The following is a 20,632-nucleotide window of genomic DNA, read 5'->3' on the forward strand; positions in this document are numbered from 1 at the left end:
AATGATCCAGCAGCATCGGTACGACGTGGTGATCGTCGGCGCCGGCGGCGCCGGGATGCGGGCGGCCGTCGAGGCCGGGCCCCGCGTGCGCACCGCCGTGCTGACCAAGCTCTATCCCACCCGCAGCCACACCGGCGCGGCCCAGGGCGGAATGTGCGCGGCGCTGGCCAACGTCGAGGACGACAACTGGGAGTGGCACACGTTCGACACGGTCAAGGGCGGCGACTACCTCGCCGACCAGGACGCCGTGGAGATCATGTGCAAGGAGGCCATCGACGCGGTGCTCGACCTCGAGAAGATGGGGATGCCGTTCAACCGCACCCCCGAGGGCCGCATCGACCAGCGCCGCTTCGGCGGGCACACCCGCGACCACGGAAAGGCGCCCGTGCGGCGCGCCTGCTACGCCGCCGACCGCACCGGCCACATGATTCTGCAGACGCTCTACCAGAACTGCGTCAAGCACGACGTGCAGTTCTTCAACGAGTTCTACGCGCTGGACCTGGTGCTCACCGAGACCCCGGGCGGCCCCATCGCCACCGGCGTGGTGGCCTACGAGCTGGCCACCGGCGAGATCCACGTCTTCCACGCCAAAGCCGTCGTGATCGCCACCGGCGGGTCCGGGCGGATGTACAAGACCACCTCGAACGCGCACACCCTGACCGGCGACGGCATCGGCATCGTCTTCCGCAAGGGACTTCCCTTGGAAGACATGGAGTTTCACCAGTTCCACCCGACCGGCCTGGCCGGGCTGGGCATCCTCATCTCCGAGGCCGTGCGCGGCGAGGGCGGCCGGCTGCTCAACGGCGAGGGCGAGCGCTTCATGGAGCGGTACGCGCCGACGATCGTGGACCTGGCGCCGCGCGACATCGTCGCGCGCTCCATGGTTTTGGAGGTTTTGGAGGGGCGCGGCGCCGGCCCGCACAAGGACTACGTCTACATCGACGTCCGCCACCTCGGCGAGGACGTGCTGGAGGCCAAGCTGCCCGACATCACCGAGTTCGCCCGCACGTACCTGGGCGTCGACCCGGTGCACGAGCTGGTGCCGGTGTACCCGACGTGCCACTACGTGATGGGCGGCATCCCCACCACCGTGACCGGACAGGTGTTGCGGGACAACACCTCAACCGTGCCGGGCCTGTACGCGGCCGGCGAGTGCGCGTGCGTGTCGGTGCACGGCGCCAACCGGCTGGGCACCAACTCGCTGCTGGACATCAACGTGTTCGGCCGCCGCGCGGGCATCGCCGCCGCGAATTTCGCACGCAGCCACGACTTCTGCGACATGCCGCCACAGCCCGAGGCGATGGTCGTCGGGTGGGTGAGCGACATCCTCAACGAGCACGGCAACGAACGCGTCGCCGACATCCGGGCCGCGCTGCAGCAGTCGATGGACAACAACGCCGCGGTGTTCCGCACCGAGGAGACGCTCAAGCAGGCGCTCACCGACATCCACGCGCTCAAGGAGCGCTATTCGCGAATCACTGTGCAGGACAAAGGGAAACGCTACAACAGCGACCTCCTGGAGGCCATCGAGCTGGGGTTCCTGCTGGAGCTGGCGGAGGTCACCGTCGTCGGGGCGCTCAACCGCAAGGAGTCCCGCGGCGGGCATGCCCGCGAGGACTACCCCAACCGCGACGACGTCAACTACATGCGCCACACGATGGCCTACAAGCAGGGCACCGACCTGCTGAGCGACATCGCGCTGGACTTCAAGCCCGTCGTGCAGACCCGCTACGAGCCCAAGGAACGGAAGTACTGATGACCGACACGGTCGACGCGGACGTCGAGCGGGGACCCGAGCCGCCACTGCCGCCGATCCCCGAGGGCGCGGTGCTGGTGACGGTGAAGATCGCCCGGTACAACCCCGACCAGCCGGAGGCGTTCGCGGAAACCGGCGGCTGGCAGTCGTTCCGGGTGCCCTGCCTGCCGAGCGATCGCCTGCTCAACCTGCTGATCTACATCAAGAGCTACCTCGACGGGACGCTGACCTTTCGGCGGTCCTGCGCGCACGGCGTGTGCGGCTCGGACGCGATGCGGATCAACGGCGTCAACCGGCTGGCCTGCAAGGTCTTGATGCGCGACCTGCTTCCCGAGAAGCGCGGCAAGCAACTGACGATCACCGTCGAGCCGATCCGCGGGCTGCCGGTGGAGAAGGACCTCGTGGTCGACATGGAGCCCTTCTTCGACGCCTACCGCGCGGTGAAGCCCTACCTGGTGACGAGCGGCAATCCGCCTACGCGCGAACGCATTCAGAGCCAGACCGACCGCGCCCGCTACGACGACACCACCAAGTGCATCCTCTGCGCGGCGTGCACCACCAGTTGCCCGATCTTCTGGCACGAGGGCAGCTACTACGGCCCGGCGGCGATCGTCAACGCGCACCGCTTCATCTTCGACAGCCGCGACGAGGCCGCCGCCGAGCGGCTCGACATCCTCAACGAGGTCGACGGCGTGTGGCGGTGCCGCACCACCTTCAATTGCACGGAGGCCTGCCCGCGCGGCATTCAGATCACCAAGGCGATCCAGGAAGTCAAGCGCGCGTTGATGTTCACGCGCTGAGCTCCGTTCAGGCGGGCGGGAGCTTCAGCACGCGGTTGTTGCCGGAGTCGGCGACGTACACATTGCCGGCGGTGTCGACGCCGATGCCCTGGGGACGCTTGACTCCTTTGAACGGCAACGTTATCGACGTATTGGAGGCCCGGAGAAACTCGGTGACGCGATTGTCGTTGTCCTCGGTCACGTATACGTTGCCGGTGGTGTCGACGGCCACGTCGTCGGGATGTCCGACGACGAACGGCAGGACGGTCGGAACCGTCGCTGTCCACGGCAGTTTCAGCACCCGCTCGTTGTCGCGATCGACGATGTAGAGGGCGCCGTCGCGACTTACGGTCACGGCCGAGGGGCACGCCAGGCCGCTCAACGGCAACTCCGTCTGCTCGGTCGAATTCGCGAGCAAGTCCACCACCCGGTTGTGCGCGCAGTCGCTGACCACGACGACGCGATCGTTGCCGGGGCCGTGCAAAGCGATCGCCACGCCCGAGGGGTCCCGGAGATCGGCGAACGGGAGCACGATCGGGTTGCTCGACCCGGCCGTCACCTCCAGCACGCGGTGCAGCGCGGGCTCGGTGACCACCAAGTCACCCGCGTCGTCGACCGATATGTCGTCGGGGTGATCGAGGCCGGCCAGAGGCACCACGGTCGGGGTGGTCGAGCCCGCGGCCAGTTCCAGCACCCGGCTGTTGCCGCTGTCGGTGACGTAGACGTCACCCTTCGCGTCGACCGCGATCTCCTCGGGGTTGTCGAGACCGGTGAACGGCAACACGATCTGGCCCCGGTCTTTCGCGGAATGGAACGGGAACTGGTCGGTGATCCGCAGGAACGCGGCGACGGCGATCACCGCGACCACCACCACCGCCGCCGCGGTCAACACCGCGCCGCGGCCGAGTCTTCTCGACGGGGTACGGGCCGCGACCGGCATGGTGGGTGCGGTGTCCCGCAGCGCGACGGCAGGGTCGCTGACGGCGGCTGCCGGCGCCGCGTTCGGGGAGACGTCGGTAAGGGCCGCGCGAGCGGCCACGGCCAGGTCATGGGCCGACTGGTAGCGGTCCTCCGGGTCCTTCGCCATGCCCCGTGCGATCACCGCGTCGAAGCCGGCGGGTATCGCCGGGTCGACGCCGCTGGGTTTGGGCGGCTCGTTGGTGCGATGGGCGACCACCAGGCCCTCCACCCCGCCACCGCTGAAAGGCAGCCGCCCGGTGAGGCATTCGTAGAGGACGCAGGCAAGCGAGTACACGTCCGCACGAGCGTCGACGACCCTTCCGTCGCTGCCCGCGCTGAAGCGCTCCGGGGCCATGTACGCCGGGCTTCCCGGGGCGACGTTGGTGAGCGTCAGGCGACCGGCGTCGGCCTCGTGGACGAGCCCGAAATCGATGAGGTACACGAAATCGTCGCCGACCGTCAGCAGGTTCGTCGGCTTCACGTCGCGATGTACCAGCCCGACCTTGTGCGCGGCGTCCAGCGCTGCCGCAACCTGTTCGACCACCCGCACGGCCTTCTGCGGACTCATCGCCCCGTCGCGCTTGAGCACCTCCTTCAGGTCGATGCCATCGACGATCGGCATCACCAGGTACAGGCGCCCGTCGATCTCGCCCGTCTCGTAGATCGGGATGATGTTCGGGCTGGCCAGCCGGCCCGCCGCGTACGCCTCGCGGCGGAATCGCTCCCGAAATCCCGGCTCCGCGGCCAATTCCGGCTGCAGCAACTTGACGGCCACATCGCGGCCCAGCATCGTGTCGTGGGCCCGATACACCGCGCCCATGCTGCCCTGACCGAGCTTGTCGAAAAGCCGGTAGCGGCCGAACTCCACTTCTTTCGGAGGCCCCGCCTCCGAATCCGCCGCGGCGGTCGGGGGTGCCAAGGCGTTGTGCGCGGCGACGGACAACTCCCGGGCCGTTTGGTAGCGGTCCTCGGGGTCTCGTGCCATCCCGCGCGCAATCACCTCGTCGAAGGCCGCCGGGATCGTCGGGTCGACATCGGTCGGCCTGGGCGGGCCGTCCTCACCCGGAACGGCGGCCTGACCGGTCAGGCATTCGAAGAGGACGGAGGTCAGGCCGTAGATGTCGGTGCGCGCATCGACGGGGTCGCCGCCGGTCGGGGCGGCCCCGAAGTTGATGAGGTACACGAATGCGCCGCCCACCAACAGGTTTGAGGCCGTCACATCGCCGTGGACCAGCCCGGCGACGTGGGTGGCTTCCAGCGCCGAGGCGGCCTGCACGACCACCCGCACGGCCACCTCCGGGCGCAGCGGCCCGCTGCGGCTCAGCAGATCGCGCACGGTGATGGCATCGGCGACGGCGGGCATCACGAGGAATTGCCGGCCGTCGATCTCGCCGGCCTCATATATCGGGAGGATGTTCGGGTCGGTGAGCCGGGCCGCGATGGAGACCTCGCGCCGGAAGCGCTCCTGATCGCGCACCTCGGCCGCCGACTCCGGCGAGAGCACCTTGATCGTGACGTCGCGGTTCATCACCGTGTCCCGGGCCTGATACACCGTGCCGGTGCCATCCGATCGGATCGCCTTCAGCAACCGGTAACGCCCGAAGACCTCGCCTTCCACTCCGTCCACCGCAAGCCTCCTGAAGAGCGCACGAAATGGTGCCTGGATGCTACCAATCGGTTGAGCCCGGTCCGCCTAAGTCGGATGCGCGGCGGGCGTCTCCGGCGCGCCGGGTCAACACAATTCGTGGTGGCTGCTCCGGTTGCCACCCAGTCGTTTCGCCGCGTACATCGCGGCATCGGAGGCGGTGATCAAACCGTGCAGGAGCGCCTGCGGCTCGTCGGCCGGTATGTCGTCGAGACGCGCGCAGGCGGTGCCGATACTCGCCGTGACCCCGGCGGTCGAGTTTTCGATCGCCACGCACAGCTTCGCGGCCAGCGCCTCGGCGTTGCAGGTCACGGCGGTGCCGGCCAACAGGAACTCCTCGCCACCGCTGCGCGCCACCACCGCCTGGTTGTCGGCGGCGGCCAGCAGCGCCTGGGCGACCTGGACCAGCGCGTGGTCGCCCGCGGCGTGGCCATTGCGGTCGTTGAGGGCCTTGAAGTTGTCCAGGTCGATCAGCATGACGACCAGGTGTGAGTCGATGCCCCGCCGGGCCAGGATCATCCCCAGCGCCTCGTGCTGGAAGGCGCGCCGGTTGAGCAGGCCCGTCAGCGGGTCGCGGTCGGCCTGCAGCAGGTCTCCGGACAGGGCGCGCACCAAAATCCGGATCGCCAGCGGCAGCGCGATGTTGACCTCGATCACCAGCCAGAGATCCACCCCGGCCAGGTTGGGGTGCCCGAACCTGCCCAACTCCACGGCCTCCCAGGCGCCGACGGCGGCCGCGACCGCGAAGTTGTACAGCACGAACGCGGTCGTGTGGAAGAAGGCCATGTAGGCGCCGAAGGTCGCGAAGGCGACGCAGCCCATCAGGGCGGCCAGCGGGTTGGGGTGCGCGAGGCAGGCCAGGGCGGTGGCCGTGTTGCAGGTGATGCCGAAGGCGATCGACTGCGGACGCGTCGGCCAGCGCCATACCCACAGCAGGACCCCCGCGATTCCGCCGGCGACGGCGACAAGCGTCATCGCCACCGGCACGGTTCCGCGGGGACCGTCCGACCCGGCCAGCAGCGCGACGAGGCACAGCACCATCGACGCCGCGATCGAGGCCATCACGGCGCGGGTGGCGCCGCTGAGGCCCCGCGAAGCCAGGTAGCCGGAGAGCCAGTCGTACTGATCGGCCCGCCGGCGAAACAGCGCGGTCATCGTCGACTCCCCATCGGCACCCGGTCACCGACGCCGGGCGGCTAGCCGAATGCTACGGCCCCATCGCGGCCGACGCGGCGGTTTCGCCGGGTCAGGGCGTGGATTTGCCCCGCCGCGGATGCCCCCCCTGGTCCAGCCTCTCCCGGGCGGCCGGCACGGCCGGCCGTCACACTTGCGGGCCGTGCCTCGTCTAGATGTCATGACACAGAAAACACGCATCGAGCCCCTTGCCCCGAACCGAGCCGGACTGCTGACCCGCGCGATGTACCGGATCGCCGGACGCCGTTACGGCCAGGTTCCCGAACCGTTCGCCGTCGCGGCGCACCACCGCGGCCTGCTGGTCGCCGGCGCCGTGCACGAGACCATGGTCGATCGGGCATCGCGCACGCTGCCTGCGGGCGTCCGCGAACTCGCGGTGTTCTGGACCGCGCGGGCGATCGGCTGCTCGTGGTGCGTCGACTTCGGGGCGATGCTGCAGCGACTCGACGGCCTCGACGTCACGCGGCTCAAGGAAATCGACTCCTACGCAACGTCTCCCGCCTTCAGCGACGATGAGCGCGCCGCGATCGCCTACGCCGACGCGATGACGAGCGACCCGCACACCGTCACCGACGAACAGGTCGAGGACCTGCGCGCCCGCTTCGGCGACGCCGGCGTGATCGAGCTGACCTACCAGATCGGGCTGGAGAACATGCGGGCGCGCATGAACTCCGCGCTGGGCATCACCGAGCAGGGCTTCAGTTCCGGTGACGCGTGCCGGATTCCGTGGGCCGACGGCGGCGACCACAAACGCGGCGTAGCCGGGCGCAGAGGGTCGCCGCCAATGCCTAAAGCGTCCGCCGCAGCGGAGACCCGGTGAACTTGTCCGGGTTCGCGATGTCCCACAGAGCGCAGACCTTTCCGTCGCGCACCGTGAACGCGGTGATGCGCGGCAGCATTTCCTGGTGGCCGTCCTCGCCGGGGAAACCCGCGGTGTAGGCCCCGAGTTCACCGTTGACGCGGGCGAGCTGTTGGGCGGTGTAAAAGGCCGGACCGTAGCGATCGGCCAGGCCCAGCATGAACCGGACCACCTTGTCCCGACCGCGAATGGTCCGAATGGCCGTGGGCGCCTTGCCATTCGAGTCGCCGGTGAAGGTCACGTCTGGATGCAGCAGCGCGACGACGGCGTCGACATCCCCGGCGGCCATGGCGGCCATCAGGCGGCCGACCACCTCGTCGTGCGCGGGGTCGGGCTTAGGTGGCGGCGTCGCGGCCACGGCCCTGCGCGCCCGCGACGCCAGCTGCCGAGCGGCGGGCTCCGTGGTGCCCAGCACGCGCGCGACGTCGGCGAACGGCACGGCGAACCCGTCGTGCAGGACGAACGCGACCCGCTGGTCGGGGGAGAGCCGCTCCAGCACCACCATCGCCGCGAACCGCGCGTCCTCGCGGGCCACCACGGCGGACAGCGGGTCGGTCCGGTCGAAGCCGGTGACGACGGGTTCGGGCAGCCAAGTGCCGGTGTAGGCCTCGCGGCGGTGCGCGGCCGAGCGCAGCTTGTCGAGGCCGAGCCGGCTGACAACTGTGGTGAGCCACGCGCGAAGGTCGCCGATCTGGGCGGCGTCCTGCGAGTCCCAGCGCAGCCAGGCCTCCTGCACGATGTCCTCGGCATCCGCGACGGTGCCGACCAACCGGTAGGCGACGGACATGACATGTGGTCGCAGCGCCTCGAATTCGGCGACCCCCTGCGCTGAGGTCATGCCACCGAGCCTAGCGCGGCGACGGCGAGCGCCGAACGGCGCGAGCAAGGAGCCGCGCCATCGGCCTAGCGCGGCGACGGCGAGCGCCGAGCGTGACGCTAGCGTCACGTTCGGCGCCGAGCGTGAAGCTAGCGTCACGGTCGCGGGCCTGCCGAGTTACGCTCGCGGCCATGACCGACCACCTGTGGCTGCACTTCGCCCGGCACGGCCCGGGCGTCACGCCGCCGGTGATCGTTCGCGGCGAGGGCGTCACGATCTTCGACGACCGCGGCAAGAGCTACCTGGACGGCCTGTCGGGCTTGTTCACGGTGCAGGTCGGCCACGGCCGCACGGAACTCGCCGAGGCCGCGGCCCGGCAGGCCGGCACGCTGGCGTACTTCCCGCTGTGGGGGTACGCGCACCCGGCGGCCATCGAGCTCGCCGAACGCCTGGCGCGCTACGCCCCGGGCGAGTTGAACCGGGTCTTCTTCACCAGCGGCGGCACCGAGGCCGTCGAGACCGCGTGGAAGCTGGCCAAGCAGTACTACAAGCTGATCGGGAAACCCGGTAAGCACAAGGTGATTTCGCGCGCGGTCGCCTATCACGGCACCACCCAGGGCGCGCTGGCGATCACCGGGCTCCCGAAGTACAAGGCGCCGTTCGAGCCGGTGACGCCGGGCGGCTTCCGGGTGCCCAACACCAACTTCTATCGCGCACCCGAACCGTTTGCCAACGACGCCAAGGGTTTTGGCGAGTGGGCCGCCGACCGGATCGCCGAGGCGATCGAGTTCGAGGGGCCCGACACGGTCGCCGCGGTGTTCCTCGAACCGGTGCAGAACGCGGGCGGCAGCATCCCCCCTCCCCCGGGCTATTTCGAACGGGTCCGCGAGATCTGCGACACCTACGACGTGCTGCTGGTCTCCGACGAGGTGATCTGCGCATTCGGGCGGATCGGGTCGATGTTCGCCTGTGACGACTTCGGCTACGTGCCCGACATCATCACCTGCGCCAAGGGGTTGACGTCGGGCTACTCGCCCCTCGGCGCGATGGTCGCCGCCGAGAGGTTGTTCGAACCGTTCGACGACGGCGCGACGATGTTCCCGCACGGCTACACCTTCGGCGGCCACCCGGTGTCCGCCGCCGTGGCGCTGGCCAACCTCGACATCTTCGAACGGGAGGGACTCAACGAGCGGGTCCGCCACAACGCGCCCGCCTTCCGCGCCACGCTGGAGAAGCTGTACGACCTGCCGATCGTCGGCGACGTGCGCGGCGAGGGCTACTTCTATTCCGTCGAGCTGGTCAAGGACCAGGCCACCAAGCAGACGTTCCCCGACCCCGAGCGCGGCGCGCTGCTGGGCCGGGTGTCCGCCGGCCTCTTCGAGGGCGGGCTGTACTGCCGCACCGACGACCGCGGCGACTCCGTCATCCAGCTCGCGCCGCCGCTGATCAGCGGGCAGGCCGAGTTCGACGCGATCGAGGCCGTCCTGCGGACGGTCCTGTCCGACGAGTCCCGGCGCCTGTAGCCGCGGGACGCAACTCAGGCCTCACCAGTCACAGCGCGGCTCCCCGGAATCGGGCCGGCAATCGCCTAGTCTGCACAGACAATGAGACTCCTGCGTTCCGCGTCGTGCCTGGCAGCGGCCATTTCCCTGATGGCCGCCCCGGCGGCGCTGCCGCTGGCCCGGGCCGAGCCCGGCGCCGGACCAAACGCCGCGCCGGCCTGCCCGTTCAAGGTGAGCACCCCACCGGCCGTGGACTCGTCGGAGGTGCCGCAGGCCGGTGACCCGCCGATCCCGCTGGCGGTGCCCGCCAAGCCCGTCGGCGGCGAGGCGCTGGGAAGCTGCGGCATCGTCACCGCCCCCGACACGCCGCCCCTGCCGAACGACGTCTCCGCCGACGCCTGGCTGGTCGCCGACCTGGACAGCGGCGCCGTGGTCGCGGCCAAGGACCCGCACGGCCGCCACCGCCCGGCCAGCATCATCAAGGTGCTGATCGCGATGGCGTCGATCAACGCGCTCAACCTCAACAAGTCGGTGCCGGGCACCGCCGACGACGCCGCCGCCGAGGGCACCAAGGTCGGCGTCGAGGAGGGCGGGGTCTTCACCGTCAACCAGCTGCTGCACGGCCTGCTGATGCACTCCGGCAACGACGCCGCGCACGCGCTGGCGATGCAGCTCGGCGGCATGCAGCAGGCGGTGGAGAAGATCAACGTGCTGGCCGCCAAGCTGGGCGGCAAGGACACCCGCGTGGCGACACCGTCGGGGCTGGACGGCCCCGGGATGAGCACGTCGGCCTACGACATGGGCTTGTTCTACCGCTACGCCTGGCAGAACCCGACGTTCGCCGACATCGTCGCCACCCGCACCTTCGACTTCCCGGGCCACGGCGACCACCCCGGCTACGAGCTCGAGAACGACAACCAGCTGCTCTACAAGTATCCCGGCGCGCTCGGCGGAAAGACCGGCTACACCGACGACGCCGGCCAGACGTTCGTCGGCGCCGCCAACCGCAACGGCCGGCGGCTGATGGCGGTCCTGCTGCACGGGACGCGGGTGCCGATCGCGCCCTGGGAGCAGGCGGCGCATCTGCTCGACTACGGGTTCGCCACCCCGCAGGGCACCCAGGTCGGGGCGCTCGTCGAACCCGACCCGTCGCTGCTGCCCAAGCGCGACACCGGCGACCATCCCAACGCCGCGCAGGCGGCCGACCTGGTGCCGTCGGCGGACGCGCTTCCCGTGCGGGTGGGCGTCGCCGTCGTCGGCACGGTCATCGTGTTTAGTTTGATCATGGTCGCACGCTCGATGAACCGCCGACCTCAACACCGTTGAGCTCGGCCCCTGCCCGACCGCGTGGTCTACTGGTCGGGCTCACCGCCGCCAGCGTCGGCCTCATCTACGGCTACGACCTGGCCATCATCGCGGGCGCGCAGTTGTTCGTCACCGAGGACTTCGGGCTTACGACGCGGCAGCAGGAACTGCTGACGACCATGGTCGTGCTCGGCATGATCCCCGGCGCCCTGGGCGCGGGCGTCCTGGCCAACGCGATCGGGCGCAAGCGGTCGGTGCTGCTGATCCTCGTCGCGTACGCGGCGTTCGCGCTGCTGGGCGCGTTCTCGACGTCCCTGCCGATGCTGTTGGCGGCGCGCTTCCTGCTTGGGCTGGCCATCGGCGTCTCGGTGGTGGTCGTCCCCGTGTACGTGGCGGAGTCGGCCCCGGCGGCGGTGCGCGGATCGCTGCTGACGGCCTATCAGCTGACCATCGTGAGCGGGCTCGTCGTCGGATACCTGACCGGTTATGCGCTCGCGGGCGCGCACAGCTGGCGGTGGATGCTGGGGCTGGCCGTCGTGCCCGCAATCCTGCTGCTGCCGTTGGTCATTCGAATGCCGGACACCGCCCGCTGGTATCTGATGAAGGGCCGCGCACAGGAGGCCCGCGCCGCGCTGCAGCGCGTGGACCCCGCGGCGGACGTGGACGCCGAACTCGCGGACATCGGCCGCGCGCTGGGCGAGGGCACGGGCGGTGTGTCGGAGATGCTGCGCCGGCCGTACCTTCGGGCGACGGTCTTCGTGGTGATCCTCGGGTTCCTGATCCAGATCACCGGCATCAACGCGATCATCTACTACAGCCCCAGGATCTTCGAGGCCATGGGCTTCACCGGCAACTTCGCGCTGCTGGCGCTGCCGGCGATCGTCCAGATCGCCGGGCTGATCGCCGTCGGCACCTCGGTGGCGCTGGTCGACCGGGTGGGCCGGCGCCCGATCCTGTTGTGCGGCATCGGCATGATGATCGCCGCGGGCGTCGTGCTGCTGGCCGTGTTCGCCCGGGGCCTGGGCAGCTCGATGGGCGGACCGGGACTGGTGATCGGCTTCGGCGGCGTGCTGCTCTTCATCTTCGGCTACACCATGGGCTTCGGCTCCCTGGGCTGGGTGTACGCCAGCGAGAGCTTCCCCACCCGGCTGCGGTCCCTGGGCTCGAGCGTGATGCTGACCTCCAACCTGGTGGCCAACGCCATCGTCGCCGCGGTCTTTCTGACCATGCTGCACGCGCTCGGCGGCGCGGGAACCTTCGCGGTGTTCGCGGTCCTCGCGGCCCTCGCCTTCCTCTTCGTCTACCGCTATGCCCCGGAGACCAAGGGCCGCCCGCTCGAGGACATCCGGCACTTCTGGGAGAACGGCGGCCGGTGGGAGTGATCCGCGCGGGCGCCATCGTGCTCGACGGGCAGGTCCAGCGGCCCGGGTGGCTGGAGACATCCGGTGAGCGCATCGCGGCTTGCGGCGCCGGGGAACCCCCGCGGCCGCCCGACGACGACTTTCCGGATGGCACGGTGGTGCCCGGCTTCGTCGACATGCATGTGCATGGCGGCGGCGGGGCGTCCTACACCGAATCCGACCCGGACCGTATCGCCCAGGCTGCCGCGTTCCACCTGCGGCACGGCACCACCACGACGCTCGCCAGCCTGGTCACCGCGTCGCCGGCCGAACTCATAGCCGGGGTGCTGGCGCTGGCCGACGCGACCCGGCGGGGGCTCATCGCGGGCGTCCACCTCGAGGGGCCGTGGCTGAGCCGGGCGCGGTGCGGCGCGCACGACCCGAACCGGGTGCGCCCCCCGGAGCCCGCGGAGCTCGACGCGGTGCTGGCCGCCGGTGGCGACGCGATCCGCATGGTGACCCTGGCGCCAGAACTCGCCGGCGCCGAGGCGGCGACCCGGCGCTTCGTCGACGCGGGAGTCGTTGTCGCCGTGGGCCATACGGATGCCACGTACGACCAGGCCCGGCGTGCGATCGCCGCCGGCGCCACCGTCGCGACCCACCTGTTCAACGCGATGCCCCGGCCGGACCCCCGCGAACCCGGCCCCGCGCTCGCCCTGCTCGAGGACCCCGGCGTGACGTGCGAGCTGATCGCCGACGGCGTCCACGTGCATCCGGCGATGTGCCGCTTCGCGATCGAGGCGGCGGGTCCCCGGCGCGTGGCGGCGATCACCGATGCCATCGCCGCCGCCGGATGCGACGACGGGCCGTTCGAGCTCGGCGGGATGCCGATCGAGGTGGCGTCCGGGGTGGCGCGGGTACGCGGGACGTCGACGATCGCCGGCAGCACGGCCACCATGGCCCGCGTCTTCCGCAACGTCGCGGAGCTGGCCGGGGTGGCCGCCGCCGCGACCATGACCTCCACCACCCCCGCGCGGGCGCTGGGGCTGCCGCGGGTGGGCGGCATCGAAGCCGATTACGACGCGAATCTGGTTGTGCTGGACCGTGACCTGCGGGTCACCGCCGTGATGGTGCGCGGCGACTGGCGGCCCACTGCGTAGACGGCGTGTCACATGACGCCGCGCTGCCGCGTCATACAGGTGAATCGCCAACAACGCAGGAGGCCATGATGAATGTGCTGCTATGGACTTTGCAGATATCGCTTGCCGCGATCTTCACCGCATCGGGGCTGGCGAAGATCAGCATGCCCCGTGACCGGCTCATCGCGACTGGACAAACCGGGATCGCGCCGTTCCCAATGCCGGTGGTACGCCTCACCGCATTCAGTGAACTGTTGGGCGCCATAGGCATTGTTGTGCCTCGCCTGGTTGGAGTCGCGGAGTTCCTCATCCCGGCTGCCGCCGGCGGACTGGCGATCGTCATGGTGGGCGCCATGGCCTCCCACGCATATCTTCGCGAGCCCCGCAACGTCGCAGTGAACGTGGCCATCTTCATCGCAGCCGTCACGCTGGCTGTCGGCAGGGGACTCGGACTATGAGCGTCCATCGACGAGATCACGGTCATGGTGCGCCCGCTCAAGTCGGCTACCGTTTTCGCGGACCGGATGCGCGCGGCTGTCGCGACAATCTGGTAACCGCAAGGCCGCCAAGGGCTCCCAGTGCCGCCGCGGTGAGCGCCTGACGCGCGCTGAGTCCTTCGTCCAGTTGCACGCGGGGCGCGATGATGGCCGGTGGCGGCGGGTCGACGGGCAACCGGCGTGGATCGGTCGACGCGGTGGCCGCCCACGCCGCGCAGAACAGCACGAGATACGCCGTGATGTAGGAGAACACCATCAGCCCCAGCACCGGACCGAACGTGGCGCCCGCCGCGCTGCGCAACACCACCCGAAGATAGATCGACGCCACCTGCTTGAACACCTCGAAGCCCACCGCCGCGATCATCCCGGCGCGCATCGAGTCGACGACATTGACCTTCTCCCGGGGCAGTCGGGCGATCATCCAGGTGAACAGCAGCCACGACACGAGCACCGACACCACGATCGACACACCGCGAAGCAGCCAGTCGATCACGGAAAGCTCGGGCACCCCAAGCCATTTCAGGACCGCGGACATCGGCTGGGCGTGACCGAGCGTCGTCAGCGCGATGGTCGCCACCGTCACCGCGAACGTGCCCAGCATCGCCAGCAGGTCGGAAACCTTGTTGCGCACGAACCCCGGCGAGTCGATGCGGTGCTCCCACCACATCTCCGTCAAAGCCTGCCGCAGGTGCGACATCCAGCCCAGTCCGCCCCACGCCGCGGTCACCAGGCCGATCACCCCGACCGACGTGCGCGCGTCGATCGCCGAGTTGATCAGGTCGAGCAACTGCTGCCCCAGCGGCCCCGACACCTGCGAGCGGATGTGGTCGTCGATCGTGTTCAGCAGCTGCGGCCGCACGGCCAGCATGAATCCGAAGACCGCGAAACCGACCATGAGCAAAGGGAATAGCGCGAAGATCGTGTAGTACGTGAGTCCGGCCGCGAAGAACCCGCCGTTGCGGTCGTCGAAGCGCTGGTACGCGCGGATGACGTGGTCCAGCCAGGGAAACCGGGAGCGCAGCCGACCGAAGAAACCCGGCTTGACCGGCTCACTCATACGCCGAACCTATTCCCGTTGCTCAAGAAAGCCCAACCGATCGTAGACCCGGCGGACCGTCTTGCCGGCCACATCCTCGGCGCGCTCGGCACCGGTTGCCAGCACCGACTCCAATTCGGCTCGATCGGCCAGCAATTCGTCGACGCGGGCCTTGATCGGGCCGACGAACTCGACGACGGCCTCGGCGGTCTCCTTCTTCAGGTCGCCGTAGCCGCGGCCGGCGTAGCCCTCGACGAGCTTGTCGATGGCCACGCCGGTGACCGCGGACTGGATGCTCAGCAGGTTGGACACGCCGGGCTTGGCCTCGAGGTCGTAGCGGATCTCCCGCTCGCTGTCGGTGACCGCCGAACGAATCTTCTTCGCGGACTTGGCCGGATCGTCCAGCAAGTTGATGAGCCCGGCGTCCGTGGACGCGGACTTGCTCATCTTCGACGTCGGATCCTGCAGGTCGTAGATCTTGGCGGTGACCTTGGGGATGAGCACGTCGGGAACCACGAATGTGTCCGGGAACCGGCTGTTGAAGCGCTGGGCCACGTCGCGCGCCAGCTCCAGGTGCTGGCGCTGATCCTCGCCGACGGGCACGAGGTCGCTGTCGTACGCCAGCACGTCGGCCGCCTGCAACACCGGGTAGGTGAACAGGCCCACGGTGGTCGAGTCGCTGCCCTGGCGCGTCGACTTGTCCTTGAACTGCGTCATCCGCGACGCCTGCCCGAAGCCCGTGAAGCAGCCGAGCACCCACGCCAGTTGGGTGTGGGCGGGCACCTGGCTCTGCACGAAGACGGTGCTGCGGGCGTGGTCGATGCCCAGCGCCAGGTACTGCGCGGCGGTCACCAGTGTCCGGTGCCGCAGCGCCGCCGGGTCCTGCGGAATGGTGATGGCGTGCAGGTCGACGACGCAGAAGAACGCGTCGTACTGGTCCTGCAGCGCCACCCACTGGGTGATGGCGCCGAGCGCGTTGCCCAGGTGCAGGGAATCGGAGGTGGGCTGCACACCGGAGAACACCCGGTGCAGTGGGGTTGAGCTGGTCATGGTGCCCCCGATCTTTGCACGGGCTCCGCCGCCGGGCCCTCCCGCCGCCCGACGCGCGGCCAGCCGTTCCTTGCCGTCAGATGTGATACCGCCGGTGCAATCGGATTCGGCAGGCACCACATACCCCGGGGAGGCGGGGAGTCTCCGGAGGGATAGGTGACTCTCGAAAGCGATATCGCGGGTGATATCACTTCGAGCGACCCGCCTTGCGATACCGGCGGTACCGCCTTTACTGTCGGATTCATGGGGACTCGTCAACCAATTCACCTCGGCTCGGGGGAACCGGTCCTGTTGCTGCACCCGTTCCTGCTGTCGCAGGCGGTGTGGGAGGGCGTGGCGCAGCGGCTCGCCGACACCGGCCGCTACGAGGTGTTCGCGCCGACGATGGCCGGCCATAACGGCGGCCCGCGCGCCGGCACCTGGTTCCTGTCGTCGGCGGTGCTGGCCGATCATGTCGAACGGCAGATGGACGAGCTCGGCTGGGACACCGCCCACATCGTCGGCAACTCGCTGGGCGGCTGGGTGGCGTTCGAACTCGAGCGCCGCGGCCGCGCGCGCAGCGTCACCGGCATCGCCCCCGCGGGCGGCTGGACGCGGTGGAGCCCGCACAAGTTCGAGGTGATCTTCAAGTTCATCCTCGGCATCCCGCTGCTGCTGGCGGCGTGGGCGTTCGGGCCGCGTGTGATGCGCCTGCCGTACAGCCGTCACCTGGCGACGTACGCGATCAGCGGGTCGCCGGACGCGGTGAGCGACGCCGACATCCTCAGCTGCATCGACGACGTCGCCCACTGCCCCGCGTACTTCCAGCTGCTGGTCAAGGCGACCCTCCTGCACGGCCTGCGCGAGCTCACGGAGAACGCCGTCCCGGCCCACCTGGTGGTGTGCGAGAAGGACCGGGTGATCCCCGCCCCCAAGTTCAGCCGGCACTTCGTCAACCACCTGCCCGACCACGAGATCACCGAGCTCGACGGCGTGGGGCACGTGCCGATGTTCGAGGCGCCGGACCGGGTGGCCGAGGTGATCACCGCGTTCCTTGACGGGTGCACCCGCGAGACGCCCGGCCGCCAGCAGCCGGCGGGCTAACCTTGCCGGAAGCTTTCGCCGCACGCCGAACGTGCAGTCAGCGCGAGAAAACGGCGCGATTTTCGCAGTGAGTGCACGTTGGGCGACATGAGCGCCGCTAGTTTCATGGCGGCGAATCGCCGCGTTCACGCCCCGACGGCGAGCCTCTTGTCCAGGTTCTCGGCGATCGAGTCGAGGAACTCCTCGCTCTGCTGCCACTCCTGCTCGGGGCCGATGAGGATGGCGAGGTCCTTGGTCATCTTCCCGCTCTCGACCGTCTTGACGACCACATCCTCGAGGATCTGAGCGAACTCGACCACCTTCGGCGTGCCGTCGAGCTTGCCGCGGTGCGCCAGCCCCCGGGTCCAGGCGAAGATCGAGGCGATCGGGTTCGTCGAGGTCGGCTTGCCGGCCTGGTACTGCCGGAAGTGCCGCGTGACCGTGCCGTGCGCGGCCTCGGCCTCGACCGTCTTGCCGTCGGCCGTCATCAGCACCGACGTCATCAGCCCGAGCGAGCCGTAGCCTTGGGCGACGAGGTCGGACTGGACGTCGCCGTCGTAGTTCTTGCAGGCCCAGACGTAGCCGCCCTCCCACTTCAGGCAGGCCGCCACCATGTCGTCGATCAGCCGGTGCTCGTACGTGATGCCCTCGGCCTCGAACTTGTCCTTGAACTCCTCGTCGTAGATGCGCTGGAACTCGTCCTTGAACATGCCGTCGTAGGCCTTGAGGATGGTGTTCTTCGTCGACAGGTACACCGGCCACTTGGCGTTCAGGCCGTACTTGAACGACGCGCGGGCGAAGTCCCGGATGGAGTCCTTGAAGTTGTACATCCCCATGACGACGCCGCCGTCGGTGGGGATGTCCACCATCTCGTGAACGATCGGCTCGCTGCCGTCTGACGGGGTGAACGTGATCGCCACCGTGCCCGGCTTGTCGATCTTGAAGTTGGTCGACCGATACTGGTCGCCGAAAGCGTGGCGGCCGATGACGATCGGCTTCGTCCACCCCGGCACCAGCCGCGGCACGTTGGAGATCACGATCGGCTCGCGGAAAATGGTGCCACCCAGAATGTTTCGGATCGTTCCGTTCGGCGAGAGCCACATCTTCTTGAGGTTGAACTCGGCGACGCGCGCCTCGTCGGGGGTGATGGTCGCGCACTTGACGCCCACGCCGTGCCGCTTGATCGCGTAAGCGGCGTCGATCGTCACCTGGTCGTTGGTGCGGTCGCGATTCTCGATGCCGAGGTCGTAGTACTCCAGGCGAATGTCGAGGTGCGGCAGGATCAGCAGGTCCTTGATGAACTTCCAGATGACGCGGGTCATCTCGTCACCGTCGAGCTCGACGACCGGGCCCCGGACCTTGATCTTGCCGCCTGACATCGCGAGCCCTACGAGCCCTGCGAAGCCGCGAGCGCCTCGTTGAACGTTTTGCTCGGCCGCATGACGGCGGTCGTCTTCTCGCTGTCCGGCCGGTAATAACCACCGATGTCAACCGGCTCGCCCTGCGCCTCGGCGAGCTCGGCCACAATGGTGTCCTCGTTCTTGCTCAGCGCCTCGGCCAGCGCTGCGAAGTGCTCGCGCAACTCCTTGTCGTCGGACTGCTCGGCGAGCTGCTCGGCCCAGTAGAGCGCGAGGTAGAACTGGCTGCCGCGGTTGTCGAGCTCGCCCGTCTTGCGCGACGGGCTCTTGTTGTTCTCCAGCAGCTTGCCGATCGCCGCGTCCAGCGTCTTGCCCAGGATCTTGGCGCGCTCGTTGCCGGTCTTGATCCCGATGTCCTCGAAACACGCTCCGAGCGCGAGGAACTCGCCGAGGGAGTCCCAGCGCAGGTGGTTCTCCTCGACGAGTTGGTGGACGTGCTTCGGCGCCGAACCGCCCGCACCCGTCTCGTACATCCCGCCGCCGGACATCAACGGCACGATGGACAGCATCTTCGCGCTGGTGCCGAGCTCGAGGATCGGGAACAGGTCGGTGAGGTAGTCGCGCAGGATGTTTCCGGTCGCGGCGATGGTGTCCTGCCCGCGCACCGCGCGCTCGATGGTGTACCTCATGGCCCACACCTGCGGCATGATCTGGATCTCCAGGCCCTCGGTGTCGTGCTCTTTGAGGTACTGCTTCACCTTCTTGCGCAGCTCGACCTCGTGCGGCCGCTCGGTGTCCAGCCAGAACACCACCGTCATGCCCGAGTTGCGCGCGCGGGTGACGGCCAGCTTGACCCAGTCGCGGATCGCGGCGTCGGTGACGATCGGCATGCGCCAGATGTCACCGGCCTCCACGTTCTGGGTCAGCAGCACCTCCCCGGTGTCGAGGTCGACGATGTTGGCGACGCCGTCGTCGGGGACCTCGAACGTCTTGTCGTGCGAGCCGTACTCCTCGGCCTGCTGGGCCATCAGGCCGACGTTGGGCACGGTGCCCATCGTGGTCGGGTCGAACTGTCCGTTGGTCTTGCAGAAGTTGATCATCTCCTGGTAGATGCGGGAGAACGTCGACTCCGGGTTGACGGCCTTGGTGTCTTTCTGACGACCGTCGGCGCCCCACATCTTTCCGCCGGCGCGGATCATCGCCGGCATCGACGCGTCCACGATGACGTCGCTGGGCGAGTGGAAGTTGGTGATGCCCTTGGCCGAATCGACCATCGCCAGCTCGGGACGGTGTTCGTGGCAGGCGTGCAGGTCGCGGATGATCTCCTCGTGCAGCGACGCCGGCAGCGACTCGATCTTGTCGTACAGATCGACCAGCCCGTTGTTGACGTTGACACCCAGCTCGTCGAACAGTTCCTGGTGCTTGGCGAACGCGTCCTTGTAGAAGATCTTCACCGCGTGCCCGAAGACGATCGGGTGCGACACCTTCATCATCGTCGCCTTGACGTGCAGCGAGAACATCACGCCCGTCTCGTAGGCGTCCTCCATCTGCTGCTCGTAGAACTCGATGAGGGCCTTCTTGCTCATGAACATCGAATCGATGACGTCGCCGTCGCGCAGCTCCACCTTGGGCTTGAGCTCGAGAGTCTCGCCACCCTTGGTCTCCAGCACCATCTTCACGTTGCGCGCGCGGTCGAGCGTCATCGACTTCTCGCCGTGGTAGAAGTCGCCGTGCCGCATGGTCGCGACATGCGTGCGCGAGGCCGGCGACCACTCCCCCATGCTGTGCGGATGCCTGCGCGCGTACTCCTTGACGGCCTTCGGGGCACGCCGGTCCGAGTTGCCCTCCCGCAGCACCGGGTTCACCGCGCTGCCAAGGCATTTGGCGTAGCGCTCGCGAATTGCCTTGTCCTCTTCGGTCTTCGGGCTCTGCGGGAAGTCCGGGATGTCGAAGCCCTGGCCCTGCAGCTCCTTGACCGCGGCGATCAGCTGGGGCACCGACGCGCTGATGTTCGGCAGCTTGATGATGTTGGTGTCGGGTTCCTTCGTCAGCCGGCCCAGCTCGGCGAGGTTGTCCGGCACCCGCTGTTCCTCGGTGAGGCGCTCGGGGAACTCGGCCAGGATGCGGGCACCCACGGAGATGTCGCTGGTCTTTATCGTGATGCCCGCCGGTTCGGCGAAGGCGCGGATGATCGGCAGGAAGGCGTAGGTCGCCAGCAGCGGCGCCTCGTCGGTCAGGGTGTAGATGACGGTCGGTTGTTCGGCGCTCACGGTCCCTCTCCAGGCATCATTAGCGGTTGAATCTTGGGGGGCTCAGCGTTGTTCCTGCCACGT

Annotated in this window: 15 protein-coding genes and 1 pseudogene; 9 read left to right on the plus strand and 7 right to left on the minus strand. The window is 68.8% G+C overall.

Going from position 1 to position 20,632, the window contains the following annotated elements; translation table 11 throughout:
- Position 1 precedes the first annotated feature (1 nt).
- Positions 2–1,756 (plus strand): succinate dehydrogenase flavoprotein subunit, encoded by a 1,755-nt coding sequence (gene sdhA, locus GPY60_RS20300; protein ID WP_156689493.1) that lies wholly within the window; start codon positions 2–4, stop codon positions 1,754–1,756.
- Positions 1,756–2,556 (plus strand): succinate dehydrogenase iron-sulfur subunit, encoded by an 801-nt coding sequence (locus GPY60_RS20305; RefSeq protein WP_156689494.1) that lies wholly within the window; start codon positions 1,756–1,758, stop codon positions 2,554–2,556. The genes sdhA and GPY60_RS20305 overlap by 1 nt, the downstream gene beginning before the upstream one ends.
- A gap of 7 nt (positions 2,557–2,563) precedes the next feature.
- Here the strand turns inward: GPY60_RS20305 and GPY60_RS20310 are convergent, their stop codons facing one another.
- Together GPY60_RS20310 and GPY60_RS20315 are read right to left on the minus strand one after the other, a co-directional pair.
- Positions 2,564–5,122 (minus strand): serine/threonine-protein kinase PknD, encoded by a 2,559-nt coding sequence (locus GPY60_RS20310; RefSeq protein WP_156689495.1) that lies wholly within the window; start codon positions 5,120–5,122, stop codon positions 2,564–2,566.
- Between the two features lie 105 nt (positions 5,123–5,227).
- Complete coding sequence (locus GPY60_RS20315; RefSeq protein ID WP_156689496.1) at positions 5,228–6,295, minus strand: GGDEF domain-containing protein; 1,068 nt, start codon at positions 6,293–6,295, stop codon at positions 5,228–5,230.
- A 166-nt stretch (positions 6,296–6,461) separates the two neighbouring features.
- On the opposite strand from GPY60_RS20315, the pseudogene GPY60_RS20320 reads away from it, so the two are divergent.
- Positions 6,462–7,154: pseudogene (locus GPY60_RS20320) on the plus strand (carboxymuconolactone decarboxylase family protein); the annotation flags it as partial.
- Here GPY60_RS20320 and GPY60_RS20325 read toward each other — a convergent pair.
- Positions 7,123–8,031 (minus strand): sigma-70 family RNA polymerase sigma factor, encoded by a 909-nt coding sequence (locus GPY60_RS20325; RefSeq protein WP_156689498.1) that lies wholly within the window; start codon positions 8,029–8,031, stop codon positions 7,123–7,125. The pseudogene GPY60_RS20320 and the gene GPY60_RS20325 overlap by 32 nt on opposite strands.
- Positions 8,032–8,201: 170 nt before the next feature.
- Here GPY60_RS20325 and GPY60_RS20330 point away from each other — a divergent pair, with 170 nt between their 5' ends.
- The 5 genes from GPY60_RS20330 (at position 8,202) to GPY60_RS20350 (ending at position 13,754) form a co-directional block, all read left to right on the plus strand.
- On the plus strand, positions 8,202–9,533 hold the full coding sequence (locus GPY60_RS20330) for an aspartate aminotransferase family protein (RefSeq protein ID WP_156689499.1): 1,332 nt from the start codon (positions 8,202–8,204) through the stop codon (positions 9,531–9,533).
- 81 nt (positions 9,534–9,614) lie between these two features.
- Positions 9,615–10,838 (plus strand): D-alanyl-D-alanine carboxypeptidase family protein, encoded by a 1,224-nt coding sequence (locus tag GPY60_RS20335; RefSeq protein ID WP_156689500.1) that lies wholly within the window; start codon positions 9,615–9,617, stop codon positions 10,836–10,838.
- The gene (locus GPY60_RS20340) at positions 10,835–12,199 is read left to right on the plus strand and encodes a sugar porter family MFS transporter (RefSeq protein WP_156689501.1); all 1,365 of its coding nucleotides are present in this window, start codon (positions 10,835–10,837) and stop codon (positions 12,197–12,199) included. Before GPY60_RS20335 ends, GPY60_RS20340 begins: the two co-directional genes overlap by 4 nt.
- Positions 12,190–13,317 (plus strand): N-acetylglucosamine-6-phosphate deacetylase, encoded by a 1,128-nt coding sequence (nagA, locus tag GPY60_RS20345; RefSeq protein WP_156689502.1) that lies wholly within the window; start codon positions 12,190–12,192, stop codon positions 13,315–13,317. Before GPY60_RS20340 ends, nagA begins: the two co-directional genes overlap by 10 nt.
- A gap of 65 nt (positions 13,318–13,382) precedes the next feature.
- A complete protein-coding gene (locus tag GPY60_RS20350; protein WP_231639747.1) occupies positions 13,383–13,754 on the plus strand; it encodes a DoxX family protein in 372 nt (123 codons plus the stop codon).
- Positions 13,755–13,800: 46 nt separating this feature from the next.
- On the opposite strand, the gene yhjD is transcribed toward GPY60_RS20350, so the two are convergent.
- Positions 13,801–14,850 carry an inner membrane protein YhjD gene (gene yhjD, locus GPY60_RS20355; RefSeq protein ID WP_156689503.1) on the minus strand — a complete coding sequence of 350 codons (1,050 nt, stop codon included), beginning with the start codon at positions 14,848–14,850 and terminating at the stop codon, positions 13,801–13,803.
- A gap of 9 nt (positions 14,851–14,859) precedes the next feature.
- Positions 14,860–15,879, minus strand: coding sequence for a tryptophan--tRNA ligase (gene trpS / locus GPY60_RS20360; protein WP_156689504.1), 1,020 nt, complete (start codon positions 15,877–15,879; stop codon positions 14,860–14,862).
- Between the two features lie 243 nt (positions 15,880–16,122).
- Here trpS and GPY60_RS20365 point away from each other — a divergent pair, with 243 nt between their 5' ends.
- Positions 16,123–16,962, plus strand: coding sequence for an alpha/beta fold hydrolase (locus GPY60_RS20365; protein ID WP_156689505.1), 840 nt, complete (start codon positions 16,123–16,125; stop codon positions 16,960–16,962).
- A 125-nt stretch (positions 16,963–17,087) separates the two neighbouring features.
- Here GPY60_RS20365 and GPY60_RS20370 read toward each other — a convergent pair whose 3' ends face one another.
- Both GPY60_RS20370 and GPY60_RS20375 read right to left on the minus strand, forming a co-directional pair.
- Positions 17,088–18,320, minus strand: a complete 1,233-nt coding sequence (locus GPY60_RS20370) for an NADP-dependent isocitrate dehydrogenase (RefSeq protein WP_156689506.1) — start codon at positions 18,318–18,320, stop codon at positions 17,088–17,090.
- Positions 18,321–18,328: 8 nt separating this feature from the next.
- Entirely contained in the window at positions 18,329–20,569 is a 2,241-nt protein-coding gene (locus tag GPY60_RS20375) for an NADP-dependent isocitrate dehydrogenase (protein WP_156689507.1), read from the minus strand.
- Between the last annotated feature and the right edge of the window lie 63 nt (positions 20,570–20,632).

It is taken from the genome of Mycobacterium sp. Marseille-P9652 (genome assembly GCF_902652685.1).
Classification (GTDB): Bacteria; Actinomycetota; Actinomycetes; order Mycobacteriales; family Mycobacteriaceae; genus Mycobacterium.